General features: G+C 71.3%; 9 protein-coding genes. 2 read left to right on the top strand and 7 right to left on the bottom strand.

Annotation, left to right across the window (positions count from 1 at the left end; translation table 11 throughout):
- Positions 1 to 90: 90 nt before the first annotated feature.
- Together ACFYMM_RS30410 and ACFYMM_RS30405 are read right to left on the bottom strand one after the other, a co-directional pair.
- On the bottom strand, positions 91 to 1,365 hold the full coding sequence (locus tag ACFYMM_RS30410; RefSeq protein WP_388392090.1) for an ATP-binding protein: 1,275 nt from the start codon (positions 1,363 to 1,365) through the stop codon (positions 91 to 93).
- A gap of 53 nt (positions 1,366 to 1,418) precedes the next feature.
- A complete protein-coding gene (locus ACFYMM_RS30405; protein WP_388392088.1) occupies positions 1,419 to 2,096 on the bottom strand; it encodes a response regulator transcription factor in 678 nt (225 codons plus the stop codon).
- Positions 2,097 to 2,622: 526 nt separating this feature from the next.
- On the opposite strand from ACFYMM_RS30405, the gene ACFYMM_RS30400 reads away from it, so the two are divergent.
- Positions 2,623 to 4,119, top strand: coding sequence for an oligopeptide:H+ symporter (locus ACFYMM_RS30400; RefSeq protein ID WP_388392086.1), 1,497 nt, complete (start codon positions 2,623 to 2,625; stop codon positions 4,117 to 4,119).
- A 91-nt stretch (positions 4,120 to 4,210) separates the two neighbouring features.
- Here the strand turns inward: ACFYMM_RS30400 and ACFYMM_RS30395 are convergent, their stop codons facing one another.
- The 5 genes from ACFYMM_RS30395 to ACFYMM_RS30375 all read right to left on the bottom strand — a co-directional run bounded on the left by ACFYMM_RS30395 (position 4,211) and on the right by ACFYMM_RS30375 (position 9,101).
- Entirely contained in the window at positions 4,211 to 5,524 is a 1,314-nt protein-coding gene (locus ACFYMM_RS30395) for a hypothetical protein (protein ID WP_388392084.1), read from the bottom strand.
- 2 nt (positions 5,525 to 5,526) lie between these two features.
- Entirely contained in the window at positions 5,527 to 6,594 is a 1,068-nt protein-coding gene (locus ACFYMM_RS30390) for a hypothetical protein (RefSeq protein WP_388392118.1), read from the bottom strand.
- Positions 6,595 to 6,649: 55 nt separating this feature from the next.
- A complete protein-coding gene (locus ACFYMM_RS30385; protein ID WP_388392083.1) occupies positions 6,650 to 7,420 on the bottom strand; it encodes an LPXTG cell wall anchor domain-containing protein in 771 nt (256 codons plus the stop codon).
- Positions 7,421 to 7,631: 211 nt separating this feature from the next.
- Positions 7,632 to 8,165, bottom strand: coding sequence for an ATP-binding protein (locus ACFYMM_RS30380; RefSeq protein WP_388392116.1), 534 nt, complete (start codon positions 8,163 to 8,165; stop codon positions 7,632 to 7,634).
- Positions 8,166 to 8,723: 558 nt separating this feature from the next.
- Positions 8,724 to 9,101, bottom strand: coding sequence for an STAS domain-containing protein (locus ACFYMM_RS30375; RefSeq protein ID WP_388392081.1), 378 nt, complete (start codon positions 9,099 to 9,101; stop codon positions 8,724 to 8,726).
- A 248-nt stretch (positions 9,102 to 9,349) separates the two neighbouring features.
- Here ACFYMM_RS30375 and ACFYMM_RS30370 point away from each other — a divergent pair, with 248 nt between their 5' ends.
- Positions 9,350 to 10,213 carry an RNA polymerase sigma factor SigF gene (locus ACFYMM_RS30370; protein ID WP_388392115.1) on the top strand — a complete coding sequence of 288 codons (864 nt, stop codon included), beginning with the start codon at positions 9,350 to 9,352 and terminating at the stop codon, positions 10,211 to 10,213.
- The last annotated feature ends 22 nt before the right edge of the window (positions 10,214 to 10,235 follow it).

The raw sequence follows: 10,235 nt of genomic DNA, 5'->3' as shown, positions 1-10,235 counted from the left end.
CCACGGCCATCTCCTCAGGTGTCACACCATTTCAACGACCCTCACGGACCAGCGGACACGCCACCCACGAGTGAAGCTGACCAAGCTCTACTAGCGCACCGTGGGCCGCTCCTCGTCGTCCGGCTTCCTGGACGGGGGCGTGCGGGACAGGAACAGGCCGAAGACCGGCGGCTGGGACTGGAGCAGTTCCAGCCGGCCGCCGTCCGCCTCCGCGAGGTCACGGGCCACCGCCAGGCCGATCCCGGTGGAGTTGCGGCCGCTGATGGTGCGCTCGAAGATGCGGGCGCCCAGGTCCGCCGGGACACCCGGGCCCTCGTCGGTGACCTCCACGACGGCCTGGTTGCCGGTGACCCGGGTACGCAGGGCGACCGTGCCGCCACCGTGCATCAGGGAGTTCTCGATCAGTGCCGCCAGCACCTGCGCGACCGCGCCCGGGGTGCCGACCGCCTGCAGATGCCGTTTGCCCGAGCTGACGATGGCCCGGCCGGAACTGCGGTACGCGGGGCGCCACTCGGCGAGCTGCTGCTGGATGACCTCGTCCAGGTCGAAGGTGACGGCGGAGCCGGTGCGCGGGTCACGGGAGTTCGTCAGCAGCCGCTGCACCACGTCCGTCAGCCGCTCGACCTGCGTCAGCGCGATGGTCGCCTCCTCCTTCACCGTGTCCGGGTCGTCGGTGAGGGTGATCTCCTCGAGCCGCATGGACAGCGCGGTGAGCGGCGTACGCAGCTGGTGGGAGGCGTCGGCGGCCAACCGGCGCTCGGCGGTCAGCATGCGGCCGATGCGCTCGGCCGAGGAGTCCAGCACATCGGCGACCCGGTCCAGCTCGGGAACGCCGTACCGCTTGTGCCGGGGGCGCGGGTCGCCGGAGCCGAGGCGTTCGGCGGTCTCCGCGAGGTCGGTCAGCGGCGAGGCGAGCCGGTTGGCCTGGCGCACCGCGAGCAGGACGGCGGCGACCACGGCCAGCAGCGCCACCAGCCCGATGATCAGCAGCGTCCGGCCGACCTCACGGGTCACGGAGGAGCGGGGCTCCTGGACGACGATGGTCTCGCCCTCCTCGCCGTTCTGGCCGGCGTGAATCACGTCACCCTCGGGCTTGGTGCCCAGCTCGATCGGCGGCCGGCCGGGCATGCGGATCACCGCGTACTGGTCCCTGGTGACCTGGCTGCGCAGTATGTCCGCGGTGACGCTCTCGGCCCCGAGGATCCGGCTGTCCACGATGCTGGCCAGCCGCACCGCCTCGGAGTCCACCCGCTCCTGGGCGCTGTTGGTGATCGTGCGGGTCTCGACGATGACGAGTGACACACCGAAGACCGCGATCACGACCAGCACGACGGCGAGGGTGGACTGGATCAGTCGACGGCGCATGTCCTCTTACCCGACGTAATGTCCCGAAGCGACCGCTTCGCCCCTGGAGGGGGTCAGCTCTTCTCGAACCGGAAGCCGACACCGCGCACGGTGGCGATGTACCGGGGGTTGGCGGCATCGTCTCCGAGCTTCTTGCGCAGCCAGGAGATGTGCATGTCCAGCGTCTTGGTCGACGACCACCAGGTGGTGTCCCAGACCTCGCGCATCAGCTGGTCCCGCGTCACCACCCGGCCGGCGTCCCGTACGAGCACCCGCAGCAGGTCGAACTCCTTGGCGGTGAGCTGGAGTTCCTCGTCGCCCATCCAGGCGCGGTGCGACTCGACGTCGATGCGGACACCGTGCGTGGCCGGCGGCTGGGACGGCTCGGCTGCGCCGCGGCGCAGCAGGGCCCGCACCCGGGCGAGCAGTTCGGCGAGCCGGAAGGGCTTGGTGACGTAGTCGTCGGCGCCCGCGTCCAGGCCGACGACGGTGTCCACCTCGTCGGCCCGCGCGGTCAGGATGAGGATGGGCACGGTGTGGCCCTCGGAGCGCAGCCGGCGGGCGACCTCCAGGCCGTCCATGCCGGGCAGGCCCAGGTCCAGCACGACCAGATCGACACCGCCCTGCATTCCGGCGTCGAGCGCGGTGGGTCCGTCCTCGCGCACCTCGACCTCGTAACCTTCCCGGCGCAGGGCGCGGGCCAGCGGCTCCGAGATGGACGCGTCGTCCTCGGCGAGCAGTACACGGGTCATGCAGTGATGGTAGACCGCCCGCGCGCTGAGCTGGAGTGTGATCGGAACGAGCAGTTCTTACCTTCGGACACGGTGGTACGAACCTATGGCCGAGAGGTGCGATCGTAGGAGAGACCTTCGAATTCGGGCCTGCGGTTCCCCCGACACCTGTGATCCCTGTCTCAAGTCCTTCCATATCCGGCAGTGTCCTGCCGTATGGTGAGGTGAACGCCTGTAGTACACGCGGTGACCTTTGGCGGGGCTTGACGCTGAAGGTCTCTTTTGTGTGCGGGTCGGCTCCGGCCGGCCTCGAAAGGAATGACCTCTGGCCGGGCTCCGGACGCGAAACCGCGTCCCGGGGCGTGGATCCCGGTGGTCGCCGTCCGCCGCTCCGTGATCCGGGGCGGACTCCCCTCGGGCGTGGGGTGGCCGGCCGACCCCGCCGGTGCCGGCCGCCTCCCCCACGGGCGCACGACCCCCTGGTTCCCGGCTTCGCCCGAACCGGGGGACCCCCAACGCAGCGCGCCCCGACCAGCAAGGAACGACCATGGCGTCCAGCCTGACGAAGGACTCGGTCCGTCCGGGCACCCCCGGTTCCGAGAAGACCTTCTTCGGCCACCCCCGCGGACTGGCCACTCTCTTCATGACCGAGATGTGGGAGCGTTTCTCCTACTACGGCATGAAGGCCCTGCTGCCGCTGTACCTGGTGGCTCCGGGCGGCCTGCACATGAACGCGGCCACGGCGACCGCGATCTACTCGGTGTACCTCTCGCTCGTGTACCTGCTCGCCCTGCCGGGCGGCTGGTTCGCGGACCGCGTCCTCGGCCCCCGCAAGACGGTGGCGGTGGCGGGCACCGTCATCATGCTCGGCCACCTGACGCTGGCGCTGCCGAGCGCCGGCACCTTCTTCGCCGGTCTGGGTCTCGTCGCGATCGGCTCGGGTCTGCTGAAGGCCAACATCTCCACGATGGTCGGCCACCTCTACGACGGTCCGGACGACCCGCGCCGTGACGGTGGCTTCACGCTCTTCTACATCGGCATCAACCTGGGCGCCTTCGCCGCTCCGCTGGTCATCGGCACCGTCGGTGAGAGCTACAACTGGCACCTGGGCTTCGCGCTCGCCGCGCTCGGCATGGCGCTGGGTCTGGCCCAGTACCTGCTCGGCACCCGTCACCTCAGCGCGCGCTCGAACCTCGTCCCGACCCCGCTCACGGACGCGCAGAAGAAGTCCACCCTGACCAAGGCCGCCCTGTGGGCGGGCGTCGCGGCCGTCTTCTACGTCGTCGTCGGGGTCTCCGGCGTCTACACGCTGAACTGGCTGCTGGTCCCGATCACCGTCGCGGGTCTGCTCATCCCGGTCGTCGTCATCGCCCGCATCAAGCGGGACAAGGACCTGGACCGTGCCGAGCAGGGCAAGATGAGCGCGTACATCTGGTTCTTCGTCGCCGCCGCCGTGTTCTGGATGATCTACGACCAGGGCGGCTCCACGGTGTCGCTGTTCGCCGACGCCTCGGCGAAGAACACCATCTTCGGCTGGCAGTTCCCGGTCTCCTGGTACCAGTCGGTCAACCCGGTCATGATCATGGCGTTCGCGCCGGTCTTCGCCTGGGCCTGGCTGGCGCTGGCCCGCCGGGGCAAGGAGCCGAGCACCGCGGTGAAGTTCGCGGGCGGTCTCGTCCTGATCGGCGCGTCCTTCTTCCTCTTCCTGGCGCCGCTGGCGATCGCCGACGGCGGTCACAAGGCCGCGGCGATGTGGCTGGTCGGCATCTACTTCGTGCAGACCGTCGGCGAACTGCTGCTCTCCCCGGTCGGTCTGTCGGTCACCACGAAGATGGCGCCCGCCAAGTACGCCTCCCAGATGATGGGCGTCTGGTTCCTGGCCGTCACCGCCGGTGACGCCACCACCGGTCTGCTGTCCATCGCCGGTGTCGACCTGAACAAGACGGGCATCGTGGCGCTCCAGGCGGCCCTCGCCGTGCTCGCGGGCGCGGCGGTGTGGATGTACCGCAAGAAGGTCAAGGAACTGATGGGCGACGTCCACTGACGTCTGCTGACGTCCACTGACGCCCGCTCCGGTTCCGGAGCTGTGACGAAGGGCCGCCGCGGCCACGGGGACGCGGCGGCCCTTCGGCGTCTCAGCGCGTCCTGCGTCCCGGCATGAACGTGAACACCGCGCCGCCCAGCAGGATGGCCGTGCCCGCCACCAGGCCGAGGGCCTTCAGGGCGCCGTGGTCACCGGAGCCGGTCTGCGCCAGGCCGCCCGAGCCGCTGGAACCACTGGAGCCGCCGGTGCCACCCGAGGTCGTGCCGCCGGACGTCGACCCACCGCCCGAACCGCCTGTACCCCCTGATCCGCCCGAGCCGCCCGAGGTTCCGCCGGGCTGCTGGGAGGTGTTCAGGGTGAGGGAGACCTGGGACTGGGTCGGGGTGCAGGTCGTGGTCGTGCCCAGGGCCTGGATGGTGAGGACGCCCGGGGACAGGGTCGACGTGCCGCTCGCACCCGGCTTGTAGGTGCCGGTGAGGTCCGGGATCTCGATCGGGGTGCCCGCCTTGATGGCGGAGGAGTTGGTCGGCCCCTCCACATGCACCGCGCCCCTGTCCGCGCCGCCCACGGCCACCTCCATCGCCGGCTTCACGGAGTTCGCCGGGATGTCGACGGGACTGTCCATCACCGACTTCCCGAACTTCACGGTGAGGTCGTAACTCCCGTTGTTCTTCTTGGCGTTGATCTGCACCGGCGAGGTCGCGCTCTTGTTGCCGATGGGCGTCCTGCAGGCGTAGGGCACCTGCACCTCCTTGCCGGTGAAGTCGGTCTGGCCACCGCCGGTGCCTCCCGTGGGGGAGGCGGAGTTCGAGGGGGTGCCCGTCGGAGGCGTACTCGGCGGCCCTCCGCCCGCCGCCGCCACCTTGATGGTCGCCGCCTTCTGCACGGTCGCGGTCGGCGCGCACTTCGTGTCCGTCGACATCGCGTTGACCGTGTACGCGCCCGGCGTCAGCGTGACCACACCGGCCGCCGTCAGCTTCAGGGTGCCCTTCATGTCGGACAGCACCATGGCACCGCCCTTGGGGATCGCCGGGTTCTTCCGCGCCCCCTGCACGGCGATGTCCGCGCTCTGCGCCCCGGCCGCCTTGAGGACCCCGGACGGCTGGACCGAGTCGGCGGGCAGGTCGATGATGTCCGGGTTCCTGGACGCGGCCTGCGTGAACTTCCACACGACGGCCACGGTGTCGCCCACCTTCGCCGTGGCCGGCGCGGTGATCTGGACCTTGGTGGTCCCGTCCACGGGCGGGATGCCCGCGGGCGGCACGCAGTGGGTGGCGTACGACACCTCGGCCGCCTGCGCCGGGATCGCGGCGGCGCCGAGCAGGACCCCGGCCCCGCCCAGGACCAGCGCCGCCGCTGCCGCGCCCGCCCGGTGTCCGCCGGCCGGGGTGACTCTCCTTCGCATGCTCACGGGGATCCCTTCGTGGTGGGAGTCGTAGGACTCGTGGGACTGTCGTCGTGCGGTGCGGGGAGCCGGCCGGCCGCGCCCGGAACGGAGTCCGGGGTGAACCACGGCAGGGCCGAGGCCGGGGCGGGCGCGGCCTCGGGGGCGCGCCGCCTGGGCAGGCGGAGCGCCGGGCGGGGCAGTCCCCGGTGGCGGATCCCGCCGGCCCGGCGCGGCCGTACCCGGTCCACGACCGCCATCCCGGCGCGGAACACCGCGGCCGGTACGACCAGGCAGAGCAGGATCCAGAACAGCGTCACGCCCCAGGGCCGGCCGACCTCCCAGGGCTGCTCGGCGAGCACCTTGCCGCCGTACCTGAGGGAGACGCTGTAGTCGCCGTGCGCCCCGGCCGCCAGCTCCACCGGCAGCCTGACCCGCGTTCTCCTCCCGGGTGCGAGGGTGCCGCGCCACTGCTGGTCCTCCCACTGCGGGGCGAAGACGCCGTGCGCGGTGCCGACCTGGAAGACGGGGTCCTTGACGGCGGACGAGCCGGCGTTGCCGACGGTGAAGACCAGGGTGCGGGCGGGCGGCGCCCCGAACCAGGTGAGCAGGCCGCTGGAACCGGTCAGCCGGGCGTCGGTGAGCAGCGACAGCTGTCCGCCGGCCGGCTCGGCGGGCAGCGGCCGTACGGCGTGCCCGGCGACCTGGAGGACGGCGTCGGCCTCGGCCTTCGCCCCGGTGACGGTGGCCACGTGCACCACGCAGGGGCACGGCACCGGCGGCTCGGCGACCGGCAGCTTCTTGCCGAAGCCGCCTCGGGCGTCGGTGGTGACGGCCCGTCCGTCGCCGTTGGCGCAGGAGTTGGTGCCGCCGATCACTCCCCGGGTCGGTGCGGCCTGCCCGCAGACCAGGATCATCAGCAGGGTGTGCGGGCGCCAGCCGCTGCCGCTGACGGTGACCGAACCCCCGGCGCCCGCCTGGGGCGTGGACAGCCGCACGGTGGGCACGCCGGCCGCCGAGGCGGCACCCGCGAGCGCCAACACCAGCGGCACGAGCAGCGCGAACACCGCCGTCAGGGTCGTCCACCGCAGCCTCACGTCACCGCTCCCGTCGACTCGGCTTGTGCGCCGGCATTCGTGCGCGGGGCTATCGGCGGGCCGGCTGGTTCCTGCGGGTCAGCCACAGCGCGCCGGCCGCGCCGGCGAGGAGCACCGTGCCGCCGAGCGTGCCGAAGGCGACGACCGAGTCCTCGGGGCCGGTCTGCGGAAGTGCGCCGCCGGAGCCGCCGCTCTGCCCGGAGGACGCCGACGAGCCCGCTGACGACGAGGAGCCGTTCGACGAGTTGCCGGAGCCGCTGGAGGAGCCGTTGGAAGAGCCGTTGGAAGAGCCGTTGGAGGTGCCGCCGCCCGCCGCCGCCACGTCGAGGGTGAGGGCCGGCTGCGGGCTGTTGGTCGGGGTGCAGGTCGTCGTCGTCTCGAGCGCCTTGATGGTGAGCACGCCCGGTGTGAAGGTGACCTTGCCGGTCCTCTTCGGCCGGTACGTGCCGCTCAGGTCGCTGATCTTGATGGGGGTGTTGGCCGGGATCGCGGCCGCGTTGGGCGGCCCGGACACCGCGAGCGTGCCGCTGTCGGCGCCGCCGAGGCTGATGGTGGCGCTCGGGCTCATCGCGCCCTTGCCCAGCTCGACCGGGCTGGAGGAGACGCCCTTCTGCCAGGACATGGTGATCTGGTAGGCGCTGCCGCTCCTGACGCCCTTGATGTCGATGGGCGAGACGGCGCTCTTGTCACCGATGGGCGTCTTGCAGTGGTAGTTGACGTCGACGACGTCGGCGTGCGCCACGGGAGCGGCCAGCAGTACGGCCGAGCCGGCCAGGGCCGCGGCGGACACGAGCGCGGCGGTGCGTTTCGGGTACGACACGGTCCACCCCAATTCCTGACGGTACATCAGATGGGCCGTCAAGGTACGCCCGGGGCCGTGAGGAAGGAAGAGACGGCGCACGCCGGAGTTGTGGCGATCCGGCGTGCGGCAGGAGGGGTCCGCGTGAAGAAGTTACCGTCGGTAACTCAATGGCGAGGCGAGTGACTGAAGCCACCATCAGTGACTGACGGTGCTCATGTCTCCAGCGGCGCTAGGCGGGTGCGCCCAGTTCCGCCCACACCGTCTTGCCGGACAGGCCCGGGGTCCGCAGGACCCCCCAGTCCAGGCAGAGCCGCTGCACGATGAACATCCCGTGGCCGCCGGGACGCCCGGCGCGGTGCGGGGTGCGGGGTGCGGGCTGGCCGGTGCCGCGGTCGGTGACCTCCAGGCGGATCACCTTGTTGTCGCAGGCGAGGAACAGGTCCTCCGGGCCGTCCGCGTGCAGGCAGGCATTGGTGACCAGCTCGGAGACGACCAGCAGCACGTCCTCGGCGGCGGCCCGCCGGTCGGCGGAGGCGGCGGGCAGCCAGCCCCACGCGTACAGCGCCTGGCGGGTGAAGTCGCGGGCGAGCGGTACGACGCCGCTCTCGCCGCCGAGGCGCAGTCTGCGCACCTGCCGACCGTGCGGTCCCCCGGAGTGCTCGGCGCCCGCGGCGCCTCCAGCGCCCTCCGCCGCGCCTCCAGCGCCCTCCGCGCCCCCGGCGTCGCCTGCACCCCCTGCCTCCGCGTGCTGGGCGGACGGCATGGACGACCCGGGCGCGCTTCTCCGGTCACCTCCGGCCTCCGGGACGGCGGCCCCGGGGGCCGCGGCGGCCGCGGACGGGCCCGAGGGGCCGGCACGACCCTCCGGCACTGCGGACGGCGCGGCTGCCCCCGTGGACGCGCCGGCCGTCGGCGCACCGCCCTCGGACACCCCGGAAGCGCCGCTCGGCTCCGGGCCGCGGTCGCCCGGCGAGTAAGGCCGGGTGGTGCTCATCAGCGCTTCACCTCACCGATTCACCAGTTCACGATTCAGAACTCCGGTGCCGCCCGGAATCGGCCGGCCACTGCCGGCCGACCCGGCCGCCGCCGGTCGGTGCCGTCCGCCATCGGCCGGCACCAGTCGGTACACAGGTCGTACGTACGTGGTACGCAGGTTGTTCGTCGGTTCCCCGGCAGTCCCGTGCCGTGGAGGTCCGACCGTTCACAGGATGTCTCCTGCCCGACCGATCCGGCGGGACACCCCCCGGTTCGGCACGGCCGTCGCACCGTCCACCGGTTCAGGGCCTCGGGAACGTGGTGCGGGGACAGCCCGAGGCGCCGGTCAGCCGCTCTCGTCGGCCAGGGCCGCCTCGACGGAGTCGTGGACGGTGAAGACCGCCTCGGCCCCTGTGATCTCAAACACGCGGGCGACGACGGGCAGCATGCCCGCCAGATGCACTCCGCCCCCGGCGGCCTCCGCCTTCAGACGCGCCCCAAGGAGCACGTTCAGGCCCGTGGAGTCACAGAACTCCAGTCGCGAGCAGTCGACGACGAGGCGCGAGAACCCCTTCGCCAGGAGGTCGTCGAGAGGCTCCCGCAGTAGATCGGCGGTGTGATGGTCGAGCTCACCCGCCGGTGTCACCACGGCGCTGGCGCTCTCTTCCCGCACCTCCACCAGAAGTCGGCCCGACTGTGCGCTGCCGACCGTCCCGTGGTCCATGCCGTCTCTCTCCCGAGGTCGTCGCTGCCCTGCTGATGCCCTCGAACATTACGCCTTCCCTCCACACAACGACACCCGAACAACTGCTCACAAACGGACATATAGCCACAAAACGCACTTGCGAAGGAGTTGCTGAAGCAGGTAGGGCTAGTACGACACGCAAACCGACACGGCCGGCTTGGAGGCGCCGCACACCGCAGTGCAGCACTGGCTTCGGCAGCCATATGCCGAGAACGATGGAGGACACCATGTCACCCCGGCTCGACGCATCGCATACCCGGACGGCGACGTCGACACCCCCACCGGAACAACTGGATCCCATCGAGATCCCCCCGTACGACGAGGTGGACGCGGTCGACGCGCGCGCCCTGTCCAAGACTCTCTTCCTGCGGCTGGAGTCGCTGGAGGAGGGCACGCGCGAATACTCGTACGTGCGCAACACCCTCGTCGAACTCAATCTCGCTCTGGTCAAGTTCGCCGCCTCGCGCTTCCGCTCCCGCAGTGAGCCGATGGAGGACATCATCCAGGTCGGCACGATCGGCCTGATCAAGGCCATCGATCGCTTCGAACTGGCGCGCGGCGTCGAGTTCCCGACCTTCGCGATGCCAACCATCATCGGCGAGATCAAGCGTTTCTTCCGTGACACCTCGTGGTCCGTGCGCGTCCCGCGCCGGCTCCAGGAGCTGCGGCTCGACCTGGCCAAGGCCGGTGACGAGCTGGCCCAGAAGCTGGACCGGGCCCCCACGGTCGCGGAACTCGCCGAGCGCCTGGGCATCTCCAGGGAAGAGGTCGTGGAGGGCATGGCGGCCTCGAACGCCTACACGGCCTCCTCGCTGGACGCCCAGCCCGAGGAGGACGACTCCGAAGGCGCGCTCGCGGACCGCATCGGCTACGAGGACCACGGCCTCGAAGGGATCGAGTACGTCGAGTCCCTGAAGCCGCTGATCGCCGACCTCCCGCCCCGGGACCGGCAGATCCTCTCCCTCCGCTTCGTCGCGAACATGACCCAGTCGGAGATCGGCGACGAGCTGGGAATCTCCCAGATGCACGTCTCCCGCCTGCTGTCCCGCACGCTGGTGCGCCTGCGCAAGGGGCTGACGCTGGAGGAGTGAGGGCCTGCCCCCCTTTTCGGGA

Origin of the sequence: Streptomyces sp. NPDC006739 (genome assembly GCF_042869815.1) — a bacterium.
In the GTDB taxonomy this organism is placed as follows: domain Bacteria; phylum Actinomycetota; class Actinomycetes; order Streptomycetales; family Streptomycetaceae; genus Streptomyces.
Note: the sequence above shows the minus strand (reverse complement) of the source record. Positions and strands in the feature narration are given on the sequence as shown.